The organism is Mycobacterium marinum, assembly GCF_003391395.1.
Classification (GTDB): domain Bacteria; phylum Actinomycetota; class Actinomycetes; order Mycobacteriales; family Mycobacteriaceae; genus Mycobacterium; species Mycobacterium marinum.
In genome coordinates this window covers 82,928-107,569 of the sequence record NZ_CP024190.1, presented here as the reverse complement: position 1 = coordinate 107,569, position 24,642 = coordinate 82,928, and the positions used below count along the sequence as shown (strand labels likewise).

General features: G+C 62.6%; 6 protein-coding genes. 3 read left to right on the top strand and 3 right to left on the bottom strand.

Features of this window, described 5'->3' with window-relative positions; genetic code table 11:
- Positions 1-16: 16 nt before the first annotated feature.
- From CCUG20998_RS00455 to CCUG20998_RS00445, 3 genes are all read right to left on the bottom strand, one after another.
- Positions 17-14,887, bottom strand: coding sequence for a non-ribosomal peptide synthetase (locus CCUG20998_RS00455; protein ID WP_116269081.1), 14,871 nt, complete (start codon positions 14,885-14,887; stop codon positions 17-19).
- Positions 14,884-18,054 carry a type I polyketide synthase gene (locus tag CCUG20998_RS00450; RefSeq protein ID WP_020731248.1) on the bottom strand — a complete coding sequence of 1,057 codons (3,171 nt, stop codon included), beginning with the start codon at positions 18,052-18,054 and terminating at the stop codon, positions 14,884-14,886. Before CCUG20998_RS00450 ends, CCUG20998_RS00455 begins: the two co-directional genes overlap by 4 nt.
- A gap of 162 nt (positions 18,055-18,216) precedes the next feature.
- Positions 18,217-18,447: an MbtH family protein gene (locus CCUG20998_RS00445; RefSeq protein ID WP_020727606.1), complete on the bottom strand. Its 231-nt coding sequence runs from the start codon at positions 18,445-18,447 to the stop codon at positions 18,217-18,219.
- A gap of 906 nt (positions 18,448-19,353) precedes the next feature.
- Here CCUG20998_RS00445 and CCUG20998_RS00440 point away from each other — a divergent pair.
- The 3 genes from CCUG20998_RS00440 (at position 19,354) to CCUG20998_RS00430 (ending at position 24,415) form a co-directional block, all read left to right on the top strand.
- Positions 19,354-19,791 carry an MmpS family transport accessory protein gene (locus CCUG20998_RS00440; protein WP_020731246.1) on the top strand — a complete coding sequence of 146 codons (438 nt, stop codon included), beginning with the start codon at positions 19,354-19,356 and terminating at the stop codon, positions 19,789-19,791.
- Positions 19,788-22,652, top strand: a complete 2,865-nt coding sequence (locus tag CCUG20998_RS00435) for an MMPL/RND family transporter (protein WP_036456852.1) — start codon at positions 19,788-19,790, stop codon at positions 22,650-22,652. Before CCUG20998_RS00440 ends, CCUG20998_RS00435 begins: the two co-directional genes overlap by 4 nt.
- 167 nt (positions 22,653-22,819) lie before the next feature.
- Complete coding sequence (locus CCUG20998_RS00430) at positions 22,820-24,415, top strand: DHA2 family efflux MFS transporter permease subunit (protein ID WP_020731244.1); 1,596 nt, start codon at positions 22,820-22,822, stop codon at positions 24,413-24,415.
- The last annotated feature ends 227 nt before the right edge of the window (positions 24,416-24,642 follow it).

Below are 24,642 nucleotides of genomic sequence, written 5' to 3'. Positions count from 1 at the left end.
TCCTATTGCCGTTCAACTAACGCAGGTAGATAGCGATCCGCTCTGCGAATAATTGCAGTGATTCGATGTTCAACATCGCCTCGTGTGTGCAATCGATGGGATATTCCGTGATATCGCCGGCAACGTAATGCCGCCAACTATCTGCGAGTGATCGGCCGCCGCTGTCCCGCTTGGCGGAGAAGACAATCATGTCACCGTCAAATACATCCGGGACATGCTTCAATCTCATTGATTGATTGGCGTTCATGTTGTCAAGCATGACTTCTACAATCCGCCTGGGCGGGAGCGAGAACTCGACCGGTGTGCGTTGGTTGAGTAGTGCTTCTGCCTGCTGATAGGTAAGGGGCCGCGGGTGTTCCGCGATATCGATTCCCGCAGCGACCAAGATCAGTTCCAGGACATCGCTTTCGGATGCTGGCTCGGCAACACTGTCGGCGCTATCGACCTCGCCGGCCGCGTCCAGAACGATGAGCCGGCCGACCTCGCATCCTCGCCGGCGGAGCTCAACGGCAATCTCATGGGCGACCACGCCCCCCATGGACCAACCGAGAAGGTTGTAGGGGCCATCAGGGTGATGCGCCTGAATCATGTCGACATAGCGTCGTGCCATGTCCCCAACCGATCCGGGTTCTACTTCCTGATCTGACGGAACTTGTTGAATGCCGATGATCGGACAGTCCAGATAGGCGCCCAGATTCCGATATATCCAACTGAGCCCGCCACCAGGCGGCAGGCAAAACAGCGGCGTTCCAGCGCCCTGCTTGAGCAGCTCAACGGGAGCCAATTCGACTGAGCTGTAGGGTGATTCCACCTGTCTGCTGAGGCTTTCAACAGTTGGAGCCTCGAACATCAGCCGCACTGGCAGATCCACACCCAGAAACTTCTCGATCGCGGACGACACCCGCATCGCCAGGATGCTGTTGCCGCCTAGGTCGAAGAAGGATTGGTCTACCGCGACTCGGTCTAGTCCGAGTACTTGGGCGTAGATGCCGGCGAGGACTTCTTCGACCGGGCTGGCCGGGGCGCGGTAACTGCCGGTGGCGCCGTATTGCGGGGCCGGCAAGGCCCGAATGTCCAACTTGCCGTTGACCGTCAACGGCAAACTGTCGACCACCACGACCGCGGCGGGCACCATATAGGCCGGCAACGCCTGCGCCAACGCCGCCCGCGCCAGACCCGCATCCACCGAGCCGACGACATAGCCCACCAACCGCTTATCCCCGGGCCGGTCTTCACGAGCGATCACCACCGCCTGATCCACCCCGTCCAACTGCGACAACGCCGCAGCCACCTCGCCCAACTCAATGCGATACCCACGGATCTTGACCTGTTCATCGGCGCGCCCCACGTACTGCAACTGCCCGTCTGGGCCCCAACGCACCACATCGCCGGTGCGATACATCCGCACCCCCGCAGCCCCGAACGGACACGCCACAAACCTCGACGCGGTCAACCCCGAACGGCGCCAATACCCACACCCCACCCCGGCACCCGCCACATACAACTCCCCGGCCACCCCCGCCGGCACCGGCCGCAACCACCCATCCAGCACAAATAGGGCGGCGCGGGGCACCGGCACACCTATCGGCGCCGGCCCCGAGCCCGGGACCAGCGGAGCACTCATCGACACATACATCGTGGTCTCCGAGGGGCCGTATTGATTGACCATCATGCGGCCAGGCGCCCAGTTGTCGACCACCTCGGCCGGACACGCCTCGCCTCCCACCACCAACGTCGTCGATTCCAGGCCCTGCGTCGACAGCATCGCCACTGCGGAGGGGGTTTGCGCCAGCACATCGACCTGTTCGGCCACCAGCAGAGCATGCAGATCGGCCGGGGAGCCGGTGACCGACTCGGGCACCACCACCAACCGGCCCCCATGCAGCAGTGCACCCCACATTTCAAAGACCGACAGGTCGAAGGCGTAGGAGTGGCATTGGGTCCAGACTTGTCCCGGTGCTGGGGTGAATCCGGTGGCGGCGACCGAGGTGAACAACTGGGTGATGTTGTGGTGGGTGATCCCCACGCCTTTGGGCTTGCCGGTCGTGCCCGAGGTATAGATCAGATACGCGATGTTGTCCGCGCTGGGGAAGGGCAACTCATGGCCGGGATAGCACGTCGCGATCGCGGGATCATCGATATCGATCACCGCCACCGGGTAATCCGCCAACCGCTGCGCCAACCCCGCGGTACTGATCACCGCCACCGGCGCGGCATCCTCGATCATGAACCCGATACGCCCATCAGGATGATTGACATCGATCGCCAAATACGCTGCACCGCTTTTGAGTACCGCCAAGATCGCGATGACCGCCTCAACCGAGCGCTCCAACAACAACCCGACCACATCACCAGGACCCACACCCTGATCAACCAACAAATGCGCCAACCGATTAGCCGCCTGATCAAGCTCGCGATAGGTCAACGACCGATCCCCACACACCAACGCCGTCACCTCAGCACGGCTGGCCACCTGCGCGGCGAACAACCCCGGAACCGACACCGGCTCCACCAACGGCTCCGCCAACACCGCCCGATTACCCACCACATCCAGCCGCGCATGCTCGGCCTCATCAAGCAGATCCACCGACGACAACCGCCGATCCGGATCAGCGACCATCGCCACCACCACCCGCTGCAACCGCTCGATCAACGCAGCGATACTGGCCGCGTCGAACACATCGGTGCGAAACTCCACACCCCCGCCGATCCCGGCGGGTGCACCGGTATCGGTGAAACGTTCACCCAGTGAAAACACCAGATCCATCCGGGCAGTTTGGGTGTGTACTGGCGCGAATTCGACGTCGAGACCGTCTAACACCAACTCCGCCGACATGTCGTTTTGCCACGCCAACACCACCTGGACCAACGGATGATGGGTCAACGATCGCACCGGGTTGAGCCGCTCCACCAGCACCTCGAAGGGCACGTCTTGATGCTCGAAGGCTTCCAAACTGCGGGTGCGTACCTGCGCTAGCAGTTGGGCGAAGGTGGGATCACCGGCCACCTGCACCCGCAGCACCACCGTGTTGACGAACACGCCCACCAACTCATCGAGGGCCGGATCACCACGGCCGGCCACCGGAACCCCGACTGCCACATCAGAGCTGCCGCTGAGCTTGGCCAACAGCACCGCCAGGGCGGTCTGGATCACCATGAAGCTCGTCGCGTGATGCTCACGCGCCACCCGGGCAACCTGCTGCTGCAGCTGGGCGGGCCACTGGACATCCACACCGCTACCGCGATGGTCAGCCACCCGCGGATAGGCCCGATCGGTGGGCAACTGCAACCGTTCGGCCATCCCCTCGAGAGCTTTTTCCCAATACCTCAGCTGCCCGGCGATACCACTGTGGCTATCGGTCAACTCACCCAGGTTGGTGCGCTGCCACAACGTGTAATCGACATACTGCACCGCCAGCCCCGCCCAACCCGGCGCCCGCCCCGCACACCGACTGGCATAAGCCACTCCCAAATCAGTGACCAGCGGCCGCAGCGACCACCCGTCAGCGGCGATATGGTGAGCCACCACCACCAACACGTGCTCGTCGTCAGCGACACGAAACAGCCTCGCCCGCAACGGAATCTCGACCGCCAAATCAAAACAATGCCGTGCTTGCTGTTCGAGGGCCTCAGCCAGCCGCCGTGACGACCAACCCTGAGCATCGATGATCTGCCACCGCACATCGACCTGCTCGACGCCCAGCACCAACTGCTCAGCCACCCCCGCCACGGCACGAAACACCGTCCGCAAGCTCTCATGACGGGCCACCACATCAGCAAACGCCGCACCCAACGCCGCGGCATCGAGCTCACCGGACAACCGCGCCGACCACGCCATGTTGTAGACCGCCGAAGGCCCCTGCAACTGATCGATAAACCACAACCGCTGCTGGGCAAACGACAACGGAACCACCGCCGGACGCTCACCGGCCACCAACGGCGTCCACTGCCCCGAACCCTGACCGATACACGGCGCCAACTCGCCGACGGTAGGCGCGTCGAACAACGCCCGCACCGACAAATCCCCATCCAAGGACTTATTGATCGCAGCGACTACCCGCATCGCCGACAACGAATCCCCACCCAGGTCGAAAAAGGATTGGTCTACCGCGACCCGGTCTAGTCCGAGTACTTGGGCGTAGATGCCGGCGAGGACCTCTTCGACCGGGCTGGCCGGGGCGCGGTAACTGCCGGTGGCGCCGTATTGCGGGGCCGGCAAGGCCCGAATGTCCAACTTGCCGTTGACCGTCAACGGCAAACTGTCGACCACCACGACCGCGGCGGGCACCATATAGGCCGGCAACGCCTGCGCCAACGCCGCCCGCGCCAGACCCGCATCCACCGAGCCGACGACATAGCCCACCAACCGCTTATCCCCGGGCCGGTCTTCACGAGCGATCACCACCGCCTGATCCACCCCGTCCAACTGCGACAACGCCGCAGCCACCTCGCCCAACTCAATGCGATACCCACGGATCTTGACCTGTTCATCGGCGCGCCCCACGTACTGCAACTGCCCGTCTGGGCCCCAACGCACCACATCGCCGGTGCGATACATCCGCACCCCCGCAGCCCCGAACGGACACGCCACAAACCTCGACGCGGTCAACCCCGAACGGCGCCAATACCCACACCCCACCCCGGCACCCGCCACATACAACTCCCCGGCCACCCCCGCCGGCACCGGCCGCAACCACCCATCGAGGACAAAAAACGCCAGATTCGCCAACGGCACCCCAACCGGGCTCACCGCGAAACCCAGGTCATGGCGCACAATCTCACGAAACGACGCATGCACCGTCGTCTCGGTGATGCCATACATATTGATCAACCGCGGCCGCTGCCCATGATTGGCCAACCACGGCCCCAACCGCGCCGGCTCCAACGCCTCACCGCCAAACACCACCGCATCAAGACACAACTGCCGACCCAACTGCGGCTGCGCCGCATCCGCAGCCTGCAACGCATAAAACGCCGACGGTGTCTGACTCAACACACTGACACCCTCAGTCACCAACAACGCCAACAACTCCGCCGCAGACCTGGTGATCAACTCCGGCACCACCACCAACCGGCCCCCATGCAGCAACGCACCCCACATCTCCCACACGGAGTAATCGAAGGCGTAGGAGTGGCATTGGGTCCAGACTTGACCCGACGCTGGGGTGAATCCGGTGGCGGCGACCGAGGTGAACAACTGGGTGATGTTGTGGTGGGTGATCCCCACGCCTTTGGGCTTGCCGGTCGTGCCCGAGGTATAGATCAGATACGCGATGTTGTCCGCGCTGGGGAAGGGCAACTCATGGCCGGGATAGCACGTCGCGATCGCGGGATCATCGATATCGATCACCGCCACCGGGTAATCCGCCAACCGCTGCGCCAACCCCGCGGTACTGATCACCGCCACCGGCGCGGCATCCTCGATCATGAACCCGATACGCCCATCAGGATGATTGACATCGATCGCCAAATACGCTGCACCGCTTTTGAGTACCGCCAAGATCGCGATGACCGCCTCAACCGAGCGCTCCAACAACAACCCCACCACATCACCAGGACCCACACCCTGATCAACCAACAAATGCGCCAACCGATTAGCCGCCTGATCAAGCTCGCGATAGGTCAACGACCGATCCCCACACACCAACGCCGTCACCTCAGCACGGCTGGCCACCTGCGCGGCGAACAACCCCGGAACCGACACCGGCTCCACCAACGGCTCCGCCAACACCGCCCGATTACCCACCACATCCAGCCGCGCATGCTCGGCCTCATCAAGCAGATCCACCGACGACAACCGCCGATCCGGATCAGCGACCATCGCCACCACCACCCGCTGCAACCGCTCGATCAACGCAGCGATACTGGCCGCGTCGAACACATCGGTGCGAAACTCCACTCGAAGGCCTAGTTGGTCGCCCGGCATGGCTTGCACCACGAGCGGGTAGTGGCTGTATTCGCGGCAGGTGATCCCGGAAATGGCCAGCTCCCCGGTGCCCTGGGCGGCTGTTTTGTCGATTGGATAGTTCTCGTAGACGAAAAGGGTGTCGAACAGCTGGTCATGACCGCTGACGCGGTGGATGTCGCTCAGCGCCAGGTGATGGTGCTCGAGAGTCTCGTAGTGCACGCTTTGCAGCTGGTCCAGCAGCTCTCTAGTGGTCGTAGTCGCCGCCATCCGAGCCCGGGTCGGCACCGTATTGATGAACAACCCCACCATGGAGTGCACGCCGGCCACCTCGGCTGGCCGGCCCGATACGGTGGTGCCGAACGCGACATCGTGCTGACCGGTCAACCAGCTCAGCAGTTGCGCAAACGCGGCCTGCAGCACGATATTCACCGTGACGCGACACGACCTCGCCAGCTCGGTCAGCGCCTCGGTAGTCCCGATGGGCAACAGGTATGACTCAACGCCTCGACTGCCCAGGCCCAGGTGATCTGGCGGGCCCACCAATGTGGGGTGCCTGAAATCGGCAAACAGCTCACGCCAGGCGGTGCGGGCAGCGCTCTTGTCCCGCTCGGCCAGCCAGGTCAAGAAGTTGCGATACGACCCGGGCGCCGCCAGCGGCTGTCCCGCATAGGCGGCCAATATTTCCTGCATCACGATCGGCATCGACCAGCCGTCGCACACGATGTGGTGCGCGGTGAGTACAAAGCGATGCTCACACGGTGCGGTGCGGATCAATGCGATCCGAAATGGACTGCCACTGCCGAGGTCTGCGACGGCGACGCGTTCGGCGGCGCAGACCTCGTCAATGTGTTGCTCGACATGAGCATCCGGGTCGCCAGTTGGGTCGAACTCGACCGTCCGCCATTCCAGCACCAAGTCATTCAGGATGATCTGCACGGGCTCGTCGAGGGGTTCGCCCCAGACGAATTGAGCCGCGAGATTGGGATGGCGGCGGAGCACTTCTTGTGCGGCTGTCCGTAGCCGCCGCGGGTCCAGCGCGCCGGACAGGGTGATGTCGAACTGGACCACATACAGATCGGCGCCACCTCGTGCGGCATCGGCATGAAAGAGCAGGCCCTGCTGCAGAGGGGTCAAAGGCAACACGTCGGCAACGCGGTAGCGTTGTTCGAGTTGGTCGATCTGGTGCTGGCTTAACCGGGTGAGTCCGATATCAGAGGGGGTCATGCCGCCCCCGCCAGCACGGACATGCGCACAGATGCCGGTCAGCGCCTCGAACCACAACCGGCTGATCCGGTTGAGCTGTGCCCGGTCGAGGGCCGATGTCGCCCACGTCCACTGGGCGTGCAACTGCGGGCCGGCTTCCGTGTCGAAGGTGACCGCGTCGAGCTCTACTGTGTGAAAGAGCTGTATCGGCAGTTCGGCGCTGGCGCATTCGTCGGTGAACAGCGAACCCCACCTGGCGATTTGCCAGTGGTCGTCACCCGCGGTCGTCCGTGTGCTCAGGCGCCCCAGATAGTTGAAACCGATCGTCGGCTCGGCCCCGGCCAGCTCGACTTCGCGATTGAGATAGCGAATCAACCCATAGAGCAGGCCGTCAGGCAGGCCCCGAAGTTGCTCCTTGGCATCCTTGACCACGGTGCCCAGGGCGGCATCGCCGGCCACTACTTGCGCCCAGCGCAGCGCACCGACGCCCACGGCCACCGGGTACTTGGTGGTAAACCAACCCAGCGTGTGCGATAGGTCAACACCGAAGGCCAGTTCCTCGTGGCGCCCGTGGCCCTCCACGTCGATGGCGATCCGGGTACCACCGCCACTTGAAAACTCCGACCACGCCAACGCGAACGCAATCAGCAAGATGTCTTGCACCCCTGCATGAAACGCCGCCGGCGCCGCGGCGAGCAGCGTCCGGGTCGTCTCGATATCCAGCGACACCAACAACCGCTGCGCAGTGGCGTATGTGTCAACCGCAGGCTTCACGGCCGGCAGCACGCTTGGGGCGGCCAGCACCTGCCTCCAAGCGGCCGCGTGGTCCACCGCCGTCGCTGAATACGCCTGCTCGGCCAGCAACGTCGCCCAACGCCGAAACGACGTCCCGCCAGCTGGCAATGCCGCCATTTCGCCGGAGCGGTGCTGTTCCCAGACGCTGTTGAGGTCGTCCAGCAGGATCCGCCATGACACCCCATCGATCGCCAAATGATGAATGACCAAGGCCAACTGGGCGGACGAGGTCACCCACAAAGCGCTAACCATCACTCCGGCAGACGGGTCCAACCGCGACCGGGCCTGCACCAACTCGTCATCGTTCAGCGCCGTCACTGCCCGCACACACTGGCGCGCGTCCACGCAACCCGGCTCGGGCACATGCAACAACCAGCGCCCCGTCGCATCGGTGTCAACCTGCAGCCGCAGCATCGCATGACGATCCAGCACCGCCTGCAGCGAGACGATCACGTCGTCGTAGGACATCGCGGCGGGAGCCTGCAACAACGCCGTCTGATTGAACTCTTTGAGCGGACCGTCCAGGCTTTGCAGCCAGCGCATGATCGGCGTGGCCACGACCTCGCCCACACTGTCCTCGGCGTGCCGGCCGTCGTCATTCGCATCATCGAAAACCGTCGCCACCGTTGCTAGTCCGGCGACGGTCTGCTCGGTGAATACGTCACGCGGCCGGCACACCACCCCCGCCGCACGGGCCCGCGCAACGACCTGGATCGCCAGGATGCTGTCGCCGCCCAGGTCGAAAAAGGATTGGTCTACCGCGACCCGGTCTAGTCCGAGTACTTGGGCGTAGATGCCGGCGAGGACTTCTTCGACCGGGCTGGCCGGGGCGCGGTAACTGCCGGTAGCGCCGTATTGCGGGGCCGGCAAGGCCCGAATGTCCAACTTGCCGTTGACCGTCAACGGCAAACTGTCGACCACCACGACCGCGGCGGGCACCATATAGGCCGGCAACGCCTGCGCCAACGCCGCCCGCGCCAGACCCGCATCCACCGAGCCGACGACATAGCCCACCAACCGCTTATCCCCGGGCCGGTCTTCACGAGCGATCACCACCGCCTGATCCACCCCGTCCAACTGCGACAACGCCGCAGCCACCTCGCCCAACTCAATGCGATACCCACGGATCTTGACCTGTTCATCGGCGCGCCCCACGTACTGCAACTGCCCGTCTGGGCCCCAACGCACCACATCGCCGGTGCGATACATCCGCACCCCCGCAGCCCCGAACGGACACGCCACAAACCTCGACGCGGTCAACCCCGAACGGCGCCAATACCCACACCCCACCCCGGCACCCGCCACATACAACTCCCCGGCCACCCCCGCCGGCACCGGCCGCAACCACCCATCGAGGACAAAAAACGCCAGATTCGCCAACGGCACCCCAACCGGGCTCACCGCGAAACCCAGGTCATGGCGCACAATCTCACGAAACGACGCATGCACCGTCGTCTCGGTGATGCCATACATATTGATCAACCGCGGCCGCTGCCCATGATTGGCCAACCACGGCCCCAACCGCGCCGGCTCCAACGCCTCACCGCCAAACACCACCGCATCAAGACACAACTGCCGACCCAACTGCGGCTGCGCCGCATCCGCAGCCTGCAACGCATAAAACGCCGACGGTGTCTGACTCAACACACTGACACCCTCAGTCACCAACAACGCCAACAACTCCGCCGCAGACCTGGTGATCAACTCCGGCACCACCACCAACCGGCCCCCATGCAGCAACGCACCCCACATCTCCCACACGGAGTAATCGAAGGCGTAGGAGTGGCATTGGGTCCAGACTTGACCCGACGCTGGGGTGAATCCGGTGGCGGCGACCGAGGTGAACAACTGGGTGATGTTGTGGTGGGTGATCCCCACGCCTTTGGGCTTGCCGGTCGTGCCCGAGGTATAGATCAGATACGCGATGTTGTCCGCGCTGGGGAAGGGCAACTCATGGCCGGGATAGCACGTCGCGATCGCGGGATCATCGATATCGATCACCGCCACCGGGTAATCCGCCAACCGCTGCGCCAACCCCGCGGTACTGATCACCGCCACCGGCGCGGCATCCTCGATCATGAACCCGATACGCCCATCAGGATGATTGACATCGATCGCCAAATACGCTGCACCGCTTTTGAGTACCGCCAAGATCGCGATGACCGCCTCAACCGAGCGCTCCAACAACAACCCCACCACATCACCAGGACCCACACCCTGATCAACCAACAAATGCGCCAACCGATTAGCCGCCTGATCAAGCTCGCGATAGGTCAACGACCGATCCCCACACACCAACGCCGTCACCTCAGCACGGCTGGCCACCTGCGCGGCGAACAACCCCGGAACCGACACCGGCTCCACCAACGGCTCCGCCAACACCGCCCGATTACCCACCACATCCAGCCGCGCATGCTCGGCCTCATCAAGCAGATCCACCGACGACAACCGCCGATCCGGATCAGCGACCATCGCCACCACCACCCGCTGCAACCGCTCGATCAACGCAGCGATACTGGCCGCGTCGAACACATCGGTGCGAAACTCCACACCCCCGCCGATCCCGGCGGGTGCACCGGTATCGGTGAAACGTTCACCCAGTGAAAACACCAGATCCATCCGGGCAGTTTGGGTGTGTACTGGCGCGAATTCGACGTCGAGACCGTCTAACACCAACTCCGCCGACATGTCGTTTTGCCACGCCAACACCACCTGGACCAACGGATGATGGGTCAACGATCGCACCGGGTTGAGCCGCTCCACCAGCACCTCGAAGGGCACGTCTTGATGCTCGAAGGCTTCCAAACTGCGGGTGCGTACCTGCGCTAGCAGTTGGGCGAAGGTGGGATCACCGGCCACCTGCACCCGCAGCACCACCGTGTTGACGAACACGCCCACCAACTCATCGAGGGCCGGATCACCACGGCCGGCCACCGGAACCCCGACTGCCACATCAGAGCTGCCGCTGAGCTTGGCCAACAGCACCGCCAGGGCGGTCTGGATCACCATGAAGCTCGTCGCGTGATGCTCACGCGCCACCCGGGCAACCTGCTGCTGCAGCTGGGCGGGCCACTGGACATCCACACCGCTACCGCGATGGTCAGCCACCCGCGGATAGGCCCGATCGGTGGGCAACTGCAACCGTTCGGCCATCCCCTCGAGAGCTTTTTCCCAATACCTCAGCTGCCCGGCGATACCACTGTGGCTATCGGTCAACTCACCCAGGTTGGTGCGCTGCCACAACGTGTAATCGACATACTGCACCGCCAGCCCCGCCCAACCCGGCGCCCGCCCCGCACACCGACTGGCATAAGCCACTCCCAAATCAGTGACCAGCGGCCGCAGCGACCACCCGTCAGCGGCGATATGGTGAGCCACCACCACCAACACGTGCTCGTCGTCAGCGACACGAAACAGCCTCGCCCGCAACGGAATCTCGACCGCCAAATCAAAACAATGCCGTGCTTGCTGTTCGAGGGCCTCAGCCAGCCGCCGTGACGACCAACCCTGAGCATCGATGATCTGCCACCGCACATCGACCTGCTCGACGCCCAGCACCAACTGCTCAGCCACCCCCGCCACGGCACGAAACACCGTCCGCAAGCTCTCATGACGGGCCACCACATCAGCAAACGCCGCACCCAACGCCGCGGCATCGAGCTCACCGGACAACCGCGCCGACCACGCCATGTTGTAGACCGCCGAAGGCCCCTGCAACTGATCGATAAACCACAACCGCTGCTGGGCAAACGACAACGGAACCACCGCCGGACGCTCACCGGCCACCAACGGCGTCCACTGCCCCGAACCCTGACCGATACACGGCGCCAACTCGCCGACGGTAGGCGCGTCGAACAACGCCCGCACCGACAAATCCCCATCCAAGGACTTATTGATCGCAGCGACTACCCGCATCGCCGACAACGAATCCCCACCCAGGTCGAAAAAGGATTGGTCTACCGCGACCCGGTCTAGTCCGAGTACTTGGGCGTAGATGCCGGCGAGGACCTCTTCGACCGGGCTGGCCGGGGCGCGGTAACTGCCGGTGGCGCCGTATTGCGGGGCCGGCAAGGCCCGAATGTCCAACTTGCCGTTGACCGTCAACGGCAAACTGTCGACCACCACGACCGCGGCGGGCACCATATAGGCCGGCAACGCCTGCGCCAACGCCGCCCGCGCCAGACCCGCATCCACCGAGCCGACGACATAGCCCACCAACCGCTTATCCCCGGGCCGGTCTTCACGAGCGATCACCACCGCCTGATCCACCCCGTCCAACTGCGACAACGCCGCAGCCACCTCGCCCAACTCAATGCGATACCCACGGATCTTGACCTGTTCATCGGCGCGCCCCACGTACTGCAACTGCCCGTCTGGGCCCCAACGCACCACATCGCCGGTGCGATACATCCGCACCCCCGCAGCCCCGAACGGACACGCCACAAACCTCGACGCGGTCAACCCCGAACGGCGCCAATACCCACACCCCACCCCGGCACCCGCCACATACAACTCCCCGGCCACCCCCGCCGGCACCGGCCGCAACCACCCATCGAGGACAAAAAACGCCAGATTCGCCAACGGCACCCCAACCGGGCTCACCGCGAAACCCAGGTCATGGCGCACAATCTCACGAAACGACGCATGCACCGTCGTCTCGGTGGTGCCATACATATTGATCAACCGCGGCCGCTGCCCATGATTGGCCAACCACGGCCCCAACCGCGCCGGCTCCAACGCCTCACCGCCAAACACCACCGCATCAAGACACAACTGCCGACCCAACTGCGGCTGCGCCGCATCCGCAGCCTGCAACGCATAAAACGCCGACGGTGTCTGACTCAACACACTGACACCCTCAGTCACCAACAACGCCAACAACTCCGCCGCAGACCTGGTGATCAACTCCGGCACCACCACCAACCGGCCCCCATGCAGCAGTGCACCCCACATTTCAAAGACCGACACGTCAAAGGCATACGAATGCCATTGGGTCCAGACTTGTCCCGACGCTGGGGTGAATCCGGTGGCGGCGACCGAGGTGAACAACTGGGTGATGTTGTGGTGGGTGATCCCCACGCCTTTGGGCTTGCCGGTCGTGCCCGAGGTATAGATCAGATACGCGATGTTGTCCGCGCTGGGGAAGGGCAACTCATGGCCGGGATAGCACGTCGCGATCGCGGGATCATCGATATCGATCACCGCCACCGGGTAATCCGCCAACCGCTGCGCCAACCCCGCGGTACTGATCACCGCCACCGGCGCGGCATCCTCGATCATGAACCCGATACGCCCATCAGGATGATTGACATCGATCGCCAAATACGCTGCACCGCTTTTGAGTACCGCCAAGATCGCGATGACCGCCTCAACCGAGCGCTCCAACAACAACCCCACCACATCACCAGGACCCACACCCTGATCAACCAACAAATGCGCCAACCGATTAGCCGCCTGATCAAGCTCGCGATAGGTCAACGACCGATCCCCACACACCAACGCCGTCACCTCAGCACCACCGGCCACCTGCGCGGCGAACAACCCCGGAACCGACACCGGCTCCACCAACGGCTCCGCCAACACCGCCCGATTACCCACCACATCCAGCCGCGCATGCTCGGATACGGCCGTATCGCCGTCGGTGTGACCGTCAAGCAACATGCTGACGTCGCGCAGCGGACGGTCCCACATCGGCAACAGTCGTTGCAGTACTGCCAACAAGCGATCACCCAGGGCCGATTCGGTGATGTCGCCGAATGCGTTGGCATTTGTTGCTATCGACAGCGACAAACGAGCATCGGTGAGTTCAGCGGTGATGCAGACGGGGAAGTGCGTAGGACTCTGCACGGTTAGGGAGTCAAACGTCGCCGCGCCTACGGCTCGCGCCTTCCCGTCGGCCAGACCCAGGGATGGGAAGTTCTGGAATACCAGCAGGGTGTCAAACAGCTCGCCCATGCCGGCCAGCGCCCGGATCTGCGAGTGGCTCAGATAGGCATGCTCACGCAGCCGGGCGGCATCGCGTTGTATCAACGCGCATTGCTGGGCAACAGTCGTTTTCGGGTCGAGACGCACACGCAGCGGGACGGTGTTGACGAAAAGCCCGACCATTGATTCCACCCGGGCCAACTCGGCGGGTCTGTTCGACACCGTGACCCCGAAAACCACGTCGCGGCGGTCGGTTAGCGTCGACAGCATCAGCGCCCAGGCCAGCTGCGTCAGGGTATTGACCGTCACTCCGCGGTTGCGGGCACCGTCGACCAAGGATGTCGTGGCCCCTTCGTCCAGGGTCAGCTGCGCCCTCTTGGGCAGGCTGTCCGGCTGCACACCGCTGCTACCGAGCGGCGCCGCCAGCAGGGTAGGCGCCGCCAGGCCGGCGAGATGCTCGCGCCACTGCCGTTGCCCTTGCTCAACGTCGCAGCGCTCGAGCCAACCGATGTAGTCGCGATACGGTCGCGGCTGCGCCGGCAACGTGTCGATGTTGCAGTCGGCTTCATACAGCGTGAGTAGCTCATCGACGAACAGCGCGATGGACCAGCCGCCGATCACGATGTGGTGGGCGGTAATCAAGAATCGCCACCTGTCGCCGGGTAGCTCGATCAGCAAGAATCGGATCGCCGGACCCATTTCCAGGTCGAATCCGCGATTGCGCTCCTGCGCTTCCAGCGCACCCGCCGTCTCCGCCGTGGCCTCGACACGCGCCCATTCCAACTGCACCTCGGACGGCACCACCTGCACTGGATGCGGCAAGCCGCGGCCGAGGAATCGAGCCCTCAAATTCGGGTGGCGCTTCAGCATCGCCAACGCGCAACTGCGTAGCAGGCCGACGTCCAGCGAACCATGCACATCGATGCCGAGTGCGACGGTGTACGGGTCGTCGGACGCGGCTCCACTCGCCATGGCCAGCGCGAACAGCCCCAGCTGAAGTGGGCTGAGCGTCATCACGTCCTCGATGTCGACGACGGGCTTGGTTGGCTGCGTCATGCTGACCTCGGCTGGTCGAGCATCGCCAACAGTCCTGGCAGTGCGGCCAGCTCCGCGGATGACAGTCCCGACACGCTCATGGCCTCGAACTGGCGGTCAGCGGCGAGGCGCCCCGGGGCGCCCCAGTCCGTGGCCTGGTTGGCGGCCTCCTGCAGCGCCGCTGCGATCTGCCTGACGGTGGCGTGTTCGAAAAGCAGCTCCGGGGTTAGCGGCAGGCCCTCCGCGCGGACCCGCGCGGCCAGCCGCATTGCAGAGACACTGTCGCCCCCGAGGGCCAGGAACCCGTCGTCGCGGCTGACTTGGGCGATGCCCAGAACCTGCCCAATCGCCGCGGCCACAGTCCGCTCGATTTCGGTGCACACGGGCTCGCCATCGTGCACCGGTCCCGCCGACGCCCGAGCATCGACCGCCCCGGCCAGGCCTGCGCCGGCGCCTGCGCTGCCTTGCGCATCAAGCCATAGTCGCGTGCGCTGAAAAGCGTAGGTCGGCAACGGTACTCGCCGTGCTCCCGCGCCGCGGTACACGCCAGCCCAATCGATTGGTGCCCCGTTCACGTACGCCGTGGCCAGCCCGCTCACAAACGAGACATCTTCATCCGTGCCTGGCTGCAACAACGGCGGAATCACGACGCCGGAGGAACTGCCATCAGCATCTTCGAAAATCCCGTGGATCATGGCGGCATGATGAACCCCGGGACCGATTTGCAGGAAAGTGGTGATGTCTTCCCTACTCCGTGCCCGGCGTATCGCCTTCTTGAGATGCACCGGTGAACTCAGTTGTTCTACCCAATATTCCGGCGTGCGGACCAGGCTAGGATCAACAACCGTTCCGGTATGCGCTGAGACAATGGGCGTATCCGGAAGGCGGTAATCGAGCCGGTCGCAGAGCTTGAAAAGGCCTGTTCGCAGCGCGTCAGCGGAGGATGCCTGCTGTTGCCCGGTGGACGTGGCTTCCTGCCCATCAGACGACTGCGACCCGGTGTGGTTGCCTGACGCACCGTTGGCACTAGGCTCGCTGGCACCCAACGGAGGAATTGCGTAGAGCTCCGCGGTAGGGCTGACAGCAGTGGTGTCGGCATCACCCATTGACTGCCTCAGGCGGCCACTCTCCACCACGAGAGCACACGCGTCCTGCAATGACCACAGGCCCGCCGCATGTCCGGCCGCGATCTCACCCGCAGAGCACCCCATAACGAAGTCGGGCTGAAAACCCCAGGACTGCGCTAGCCGGTACAACGCCGTCTCCACGGCAAATAGTGCGGGCTGAGCGTAGCTGGGTCGCCTCAGCAAGCTGCCCTTTTCCGAGTCAGCCGACGCAAAAAGCAGGTCACGAACTGGCGTGCCCATCAGACTGCTCAGTATTTCGCAGGTTTCGTCAATTGCTTTGGCGTACACCGGGAAGATTGAGTACAGTTGGCGCCCCATGCCCAGCCAGTGCGCCCCTTCGCCGTGAAAGAACGCCGCCGTTTTGGCGGACGGCTCAGCCACACCACGCACCACCGCCGGGACAGATTCGCCAGCCACAAGTGATCGCACCCCGTTGAGCAACTCGTTGCGATCGCGTCCGACGACTACCGCTCGATGTTCAAACTGTGCCCGAGTGCTAGCCAGCGAGTATCCAATGTCGATGGCCCGCGGCTCGGGCTCATCCTCAAGATGCGCTACCGTCCGAGCGGCTTGCGCCAGCAGCGCCTCCGGCGACTTTGCGGTGATGATCCACGGGACGACGGGAGAGGCTGCGTCCCAGCCACTGTCCGATAAGGCCGTCTGCCCCACTGGCGTGGGCTCCTCGACGGCCTCTTCGATGATGATGTGTGCGTTAACCCCGCCCATTCCAACGCCAGATATCGCAGCCCGGCGCACGTTGTCCGGTCGCGGCCACTCCTGAGTTTCAGTCGCTAACTGAATGCGCCCTGATGCCCAGTCCACATACGGAGTCGGCTCGTTCACGTGCAAAGTCAATGGAATGGTGCGGTGCCGCATCGCTTCCACCATCTTGATGACGCTGCCAACGCCGGCCGCAGCCAAAGTGTGTCCGGTGTTTGATTTGAGCGAACCCAACCACAGCGGCCGTCCCTCTGGCCGGTGCTGACCGTATGTCGCCATCAACGCGTCGGCCTCGACCAGATCGCCCACCGGCGTTCCGGGGCTGTGCGCCTCGACCACGTCGACTTCGGCCGCCTCCAAACCAGCATTCTGTAGCGCTCGCCGGATAATCCGCTGCTGGGCAAGACCGTTGGGCGCCTGCGGAGCGTTCGATGCGCCGTCATGCTTGACGGCGCTACCGCGCACCACGGCCCACACCGGATGCTGATTGCGCCGGGCGTCAGATAGGCGCTCCAGCAGGAGCAGGCCCAACCCTTCGCCCCAACCGGCACCGTCGGCCGACGCTGAAAACGACTTGCAACGCGCGTCGCTCGCCGAGGCCATGCCTTGCGCCAAGGCAAAGAAGCTCGGTGGCGACATCATGATTGCTGCGCCCCCGGCAAGCGCCATCGAGCACTCACCCGATCTCAATGATCCGACGGCTTGATGAATCGCAACCAGCGACGACGAGCAAGCGGTATCCAGCGCCATGGCTGGTCCCTCGAGCCCGAAAAGATAGGAAATTCGCCCCGCAGCCATACTCGTCATATGGCCCGCCAACATCAGTGGACTATCGCCGTCCACCCCTTCGCCCAGTGTTTCGTACGGAATCGACGTAACACCTAGGAAGACCCCGGTGTCGCTACCTCGGACGCTCGAGGGATCGATACCCCCGCGCTCGAACGCCTCCCAGGCGCATTCGAGCGCGAGCCGCTGATGTGGATGCATCGCCAAGGCCTCACTCGAACTGAGTCCGAAAAACTCCGCGTCGAACGCACTCACATCGGCCAGAAACCCCCCGATCGGTGCGCCCAACCTGCTGGTCTGAGACTCCCCGTCGAAATAGGGCTCGCCGTACCACCCCCGATCCGACGGCCACTCCGAAATCAGGTCACGGCCTTCGGCAACCGCCGACCACAGATCTGCGGGTGACTCCAGCCCGCCCGGGTAGCGGCAAGCCATACCCACGATTGCGATCGGTTCGCGAGCCCCCATCTCAACCTCGCGCAAACGCCTACGCGTCTTCTCGAGTTCCAAGACGACCTGCTTGAGATAGGTGTGAAGTTTCTCTTCGCTTGCCATCGAAATGCCTTTCTTAGAGCGGGTCCCCTAATTTGGTGAACCGGGCAGCCGGCGACCACAAATTGGCCGTCAGGCCGTGACCAGCCTCGCCGTGACATCACCGAGTCACCGAACCTGGCGAACCGCGTCAGATCGAGTTCGGTTCGGGAGCTTGCCAGCGGCTCAGGTGTGGCCGTGACTACCTCGCGCCAGCTTCTCGCGGAGGCTCTTCGGCCTTATGTCAGGCCAGTTTTCATCGATATATGCCAGACACTTTGTGCGCTCCTCCTCGCCATAGACCACTTGCCATCCGGCTGGGATCTCAGCGAAGGTCGGCCACAAGCTGTGCTGCTCCTCGTGGTTGACCAGAACGAAGAATGCGCCATTATCGTCGTCAAAAGGACTGATAGTCATTAGCATTACAACTTTCGAGTTGACGTTTTAACGTCGGCGCCAAGCGCATATTTCACGCCCGCCCAAGTGCTTTCGCAACCCCTCCCAGTGAACTCACAGGAGTCAGCCAGGGCGGGGCGGGTAATGAGGCCGGCCCGCGGCCGCAGTCTCCGCAGCTCAACCGGTCGGCCCGACATCTCGCCGCCACCACCGGCAGTCGGCAAAGCACCTGAATCGTTGTGCGACTTAGCTTTACAAGTCAATCGAATACGCGAGCCCCGCCGGCGGCCGCGACCAATTCCCTACCGGTAGGTATTCACAAACCCGCAGCTGAACGACTCGCGGCGCTCGATCACTGCGGGCAACCGATGAACGACGTTTCCCCAACACGGGCCGGTTGTTCCTGTCGCACATGGGTGCCGGTGCGCGACGCGTTTCCCAAGCACTGGGGTGGTTTCCGCCCGAAAAGGCGAGTACACGTCACATTTGTTCGCCGACTTGCGATTCCATCAATCTCGGCCCGAAAGGCTATTAAGCCAACTCACAGGATTCACGCAATTTTGGCGGGGTTGCCAACCCCCAAGGGCGACAGTACGGTTGAGCCCGCTATTGACGTTCTACCTACTACAGCACCTAGTAACTGCACGAATTCCTAACGCCTAAAAGCGAATTGGTTTCAGCTTTCTAGGTGGGTAGCCAGACATCAGTGCTGACAACAATCCCGATCGTTAGGGGCCCCAGTGATCAGCCAGCCGATCACCCAGCACACCACCTTCGCGACCGTCGCGCCGCTCCGCTCCGGCCGTCGACCAGGTTTCGACGCGGAAGGCGCACCCACGAAGTCCCATCTTTCATCCCCCGAACCGCGCCGAAGAATCCCCCGACTGACGCGGTCCTCGAACAGCAGAACTGCAGCTAGGTGAACTGATGACAGCTCTCAAGATTCTTGGCAAACTTTGGATCCCACTGGTGATCGTCACGGTGGTCGGCGTCACCGCATTCAGCGTATCGCGTGTTCACGGATTCTTCGGTTCACAAAAGCCCGAGCTCTATACCGACGGCTCCAGTGACGACGCCACACCTTTCAACCCAAAACAGCTGACGTATGAAATCTTCGGGCCAGCGGGAACCGTCGCCGATATCGACTATTTCGACGTCAATGCCCAGCCGCGCCGGGTTGATGGAGCGCATCTGCCCTGGTCGCTGGAAATCAAGTCAACGTCGGCATCACTGACGGGAAATATTGTGGCGCAGGGTGATAGCAACAGATTGGGCTGCCGGATAATCGTTGACGGCGTCATCAAGGCCGAGCGAATATCACAAGAAATCAACGCGTACACCTTCTGCATTGTAAAGTCCGCGTGACTATCAAACGCCCAGTGCGGCAGTCGCTTTCCTGCGCAATCCGTAGGCTGTCCATTCCCATCGTCATCGGCTGGATTGCACTGAGTGCGTATCTCACCGTGGGCTTGCCGCCACTTGAGGTGGTTGGGCAGCTGCATTCGGTTTCAATGAACCCCAGAGATGCCCCGTCGGCGGTTGCGATGAGGCGCATCGGGGAGCTGTTCAAGGAGTCCGATTCCGACAACACAGCGATGATCCTCTTGGAGGGCGACCAGCCGCTGGGCGACAACGCGCATTACTACTACAACAACCTCGTTCGCCAGTTGAGCAGCGATACAACGCACGTTCAGCACATTCAGAATTTTTGGGGCGATCCGCTGACGGCGGAAGGGGCGCAGAGCACCGATGGCAAAGCCGCGTATGTGCAGCTGAACCTCGCCGGCAACATGGGGGGCCCGCTGGCCAACCAGTCCATCGAGGCTGTGCGGCAGATTCTGGCGCGCACGCCGCCACCTCCTGGCATAAAGGTGTACGTCACCGGCCCGTCGGCACTCACCGCCGATATGAGTCGCACCGGAGATAAGTCACTCGTCATCGTCACGATGATAAGTATCTTGGTGATCTTCACCATGCTGCTTCTGGTCTATCGCTCAATCGTCACCGTGACACTTTTGCTCATTACGGTTGGAATCGAGTTAACAGCGGCGCGGGGAGTCGTCGCCTTTTTGGCGTGGCACGGGGTTATTGGCTTGTCGACCTATGCCATTAACTTGCTCACAACCATGGCCATCGCCGCCGGTACGGACTACAGCATATTCATCATCGGCCGCTACCAGGAAGCTCGGCAGGCCGGCGAGGACGCGGAAACAGCCTTCTACACGATGTACCGAGGCGTTGCTCACGTCATCTTAGGCTCCGGCTTGACCATCGCCGGAGCGATGTATTGCCTGACCTTCACGAGGATGCCCTATTTCCAGAGCATGGGGATCCCTTGTGCCGCGGGCATGCTGGTTGCGGTCGTCGCCGCGCTGACGATGGGCCCAGCAGTTCTCGCATTGGGCAGCCGCTTCGGGTTTTTCGATCCGAAGCGGAAGATCAAGACGCGCGGCTGGCGCCGGATTGGCACCGCTGTCGTACGGTGGCCCGCTCCCATCCTGACGGCAACCTGTGCCGTCTCACTGGTTGGCCTGATCGCCCTGCCCGGGTATCAGACAAATTACGACGACCAGACCTATGTGCCAGACAACATCCCGGCCAATGCTGGATACGCCGCGGCAAATCGTCACTTTCCTCCGTCCCGAATGAAGCCGGACGTCTTGCTGATCGTCGCCGACCACGATATGAGGAATTCTGCGGACTTCCTGGTCTTGGACAAGTTGGCCAAAGGCATCTTTCACGTGCCGGGAATCTCCCGAGTGCAGGCAATAACTCGGCCCAAGGGCACGCCCATCGAGCATACGTCGATACCGTTCCAGATCAGCATGCAGAATGCGGGTCAGCTGCAAAACATGAAATACCAGCGCGACCGCATGAACGACATGCTGACGCAGGCGGACCAGCTGACGAGCACTATCGCGCTAATGAAGCGGACCTACGATCTGATGCTGCAGATGTCGAAAACTACGCATCGAATGGTCGGCGATACGCTCGAAATGAAGAGCGTCACCGACGAATTGCGTGACCACATCGCGGACTTCGAAGACACATGGCGGCCGATTCGGAGCTATTTTTACTGGGAGAAACACTGTGCGGACATACCTATCTGCTGGTCGCTAAGATCGATATTTGATGCCCTCGACGGCGTCGACCAGGTTTCCGAACAGCTCACCACCCTCACGGGAGACCTAACCGACATGGATCGGATTCTCCCCCAGGTCGTCGCGACATTTCCGCAGATGATCCAAAACATGGAGGGTATGCGGACATTGATTCTGACAATGCACAGCACGATGTCCGGGATCTACGATCAGATGGATGAATTGAGCAAGAACTCGACTGCGATGGGCCAAGCATTCGACGCCGCTAAGAACGACGATTCGTTCTACCTGCCTCCAGAGGTTTTTAACAACCCCGACTTCAAACGGGGAATGAAGATGTTTTTGTCCCAAGATGGGAAGGCGGCCCGGCTATTTATCTTTCACAGAGGAAACGCGGCGGGATACGAGGGCATATCGAGCATCTCCGCGATAAATATCGCGGCGGCGGAGGCGCTCAAGGGTACCCCGTTGGAGGACGCCCAGATCTACCTCACCGGTACCGCCGCGGTCTACAAAGACATAGCCGACGGCTCGAAATACGATCTGATAATTGCGGGGCTTTCGTCGCTCTGCCTGATTTTCATCATCATGCTACTTATCACGCGAGGTTTCGTCGCGGCGTTGGTGATCGTGGGAACCGTTGCGCTATCGCTAGGCGTATCGTTTGGTCTCTCGGTGTTGCTGTGGCAACACCTGCTCCGCATCGAACTGCATTGGCTCGTGCTCGCGATGTCCGTCATCGTTCTATTGGCCGTGGGCTCCGATTACAACCTACTGCTGGTATCCCGGCTCAAGGAGGAAGTCGGGGCCGGGATAAAGACCGGAATCATCCGCGCGATGGGCGGTACTGGCAAGGTAGTGACGTCGGCCGGCCTGGTGTTTGCCTTGACGATGGCGTCCATGGCGGTCAGCGATCTGATTGTGATAGGCCAGATCGGGACCACCATCGGCCTGGGTCTGCTGTTCGATACGTTGATTGTGCGCTCCTTGATGACCCCGTCTATCGCCGCGCTACTCGGCCGCTGGTTCTGGTGGCCACTAAACATCCGCTCACGGCCCCCTCGGCTAACGCGTCAGCGACTTCTCACGTCCGTCTCGCAAGAGCCGACAGCGGCGCGCGTGTAGCTGGGCGTCATTCGATGTTGGTTCACGCTACCGAGCCGCCGAACCTGGGTGGTCCGATGCTGTCCAGGCCGTGCGTATAGCGGCTGCCGATGAATACCACTCCTGCGAAAGCTACCGCGTTGCAACAGAATCTGCCGGGACGGCCGGATGGGAGCACGGGGAGTTCAGTGGCGGCGGGAGAGCGCCACGCCGATAGACTCGACGGTTCGCTGCTTCGGATTGCTGGAATCTGCGTGTTCGCTTCGGTCGCAGTGAATTTGGCCAATACTGCCGTCAGTGTCGCGCAGCGCAGTCTGATCGTCACCTTTGGCTCAAATCAAGCCGTCGTCGCTTGGACGGTGACCGCCTACACACTGACCGAAGCCGCGGCTATCCCGTTGTCAGGCTGGGCGGCCGACCGGATCGGCACCAAGCGACTCTTCATGATTTCGGTGTTGGGGTTCACCCTAGGTTCAGTGCTGTGCGCGGTCGCCCCGAACATCGCGTGTCTGATCATCTTCCGCGCGGTTCAGGGCGGTGGTGGCGGCATATTGATGCCACTGGTCATTACCATCTTGGCTCGCGAGGCGGGCCCCAACCGACTCGCTCGGCTCATGTCGGTGATGGGCATACCGCTACTACTTGGCCCGATGGCTGGGCCGATACTCGGCGGCTGGCTCATCGACGACTACGGGTGGCAGTGGATCTTCTGGATCAATGTGCCGATCGGCTTGATCACGGTAGCCCTTGCAGCCATCGCGTTTCCCGGAGATCACACAGCACCGTCAGAAACCCTCGACCTAGTCGGCATGCTGCTACTGTCACCCGGGCTGGCAACATTTCTCTACGGATTGTCGACTGTTCCAGCCCGCGGGACCGTAGCTGATCGCCATGTCTTGATACCGGCGACCGCCGGGCTGGTTCTGATGGGCGCCTTCGTCTTTCACGCTCTCTATCGCGCCGACCGTCCGCTGATAGATCTGCGGCTGTTCAGGAACCGGGTGGTGACCGTCGCCAATGCGACGATAGTCTTTGTCGCCGCCGGGTTTTCCGGCGCCGTGCTGCTGGTGCCAAGTTACTTTCAGCAGCTGTTGCGTGAAACACCGTTGCAGGTCGGCATACACATGATTCCGCTTGGGCTCGGTGCCGCGGTGACCATACCGACCTCCAGCGTCTTGATGGACAGACACGGCGCCGGCAAGGTGGTGTTGGGCGGCGTAACGCTGATCAGCGTTGGCATGGGCACTCTCGCGTTCGGCGCCGCCGAGCACGCCGCTTACGTACCCACCCTGCTTATCGGGCTGACGATCGTGGGTATGGGCATAGGCTCCATCATGCTGCAACTCACCACGGTGGCGGTGCAGACCCTGGCCCCGCACCAAATCGCGCGGGGTTCGACCCTGGTTAGCGTCAATCAACAGCTGTCCGCCTCGGCAAGCACCGCACTGATGTCGGTCATACTGACCAGCCAGTTCAATCGCAGCGCCAACATTGCCGCGGCGAACCGCCTCGAAGCCCTTAACGAAAGCGCGACCAGACGGGGGATCCCCCTGGACCCTTCGCAGATACCGCCGCGAACCCTCAATCCCGATTTTGGGGCCAACCTGTTGCACGACCTGTCTCAGGCGTACACCGTGGTGTTCGTATACGCCAGCGTGGTCATGCTAGTGACTTTTCTCCCTGCGGTGTTTCTGCCCATGAGGGCCGCCATCACGTCGGCCCCATTGCGTGAGCCCATAGACCCGGAGTTCCCTGAGATGGCGGCCCGTGGGCGTCCGGGGTGAATGCGTTCTCGGGTGGCTCAGTCATCCTCAGCCCTTGTGCGCGAGGAGAAGAAATCCCGGGAACATCAACCGGCCCTTGTCGTCTCGCTGCGCCTCGACGCCCGGCGCAGACCCCGCCCGGACACGGCGACACGGGCTCGCTACAGGTCCTGCCGCTTGTCGACGAAGAATCGCTGGTCGGCACCGGTGTCTCTAAGAACCCCACCGAGCACGACCTGGGCACCGCT

Coding starts and splice junctions, on each gene's coding strand:
- CCUG20998_RS00455 (WP_116269081.1), bottom strand. CDS start 14,887: ATGACGCAGCCAACCAAGCCCGTCGTCGACATCGAGGACGTGATGACG.
- CCUG20998_RS00450 (WP_020731248.1), bottom strand. CDS start 18,054: ATGGCAAGCGAAGAGAAACTTCACACCTATCTCAAGCAGGTCGTCTTG.
- CCUG20998_RS00445 (WP_020727606.1), bottom strand. CDS start 18,447: ATGACTATCAGTCCTTTTGACGACGATAATGGCGCATTCTTCGTTCTG.
- CCUG20998_RS00440 (WP_020731246.1), top strand. CDS start 19,354: ATGACAGCTCTCAAGATTCTTGGCAAACTTTGGATCCCACTGGTGATC.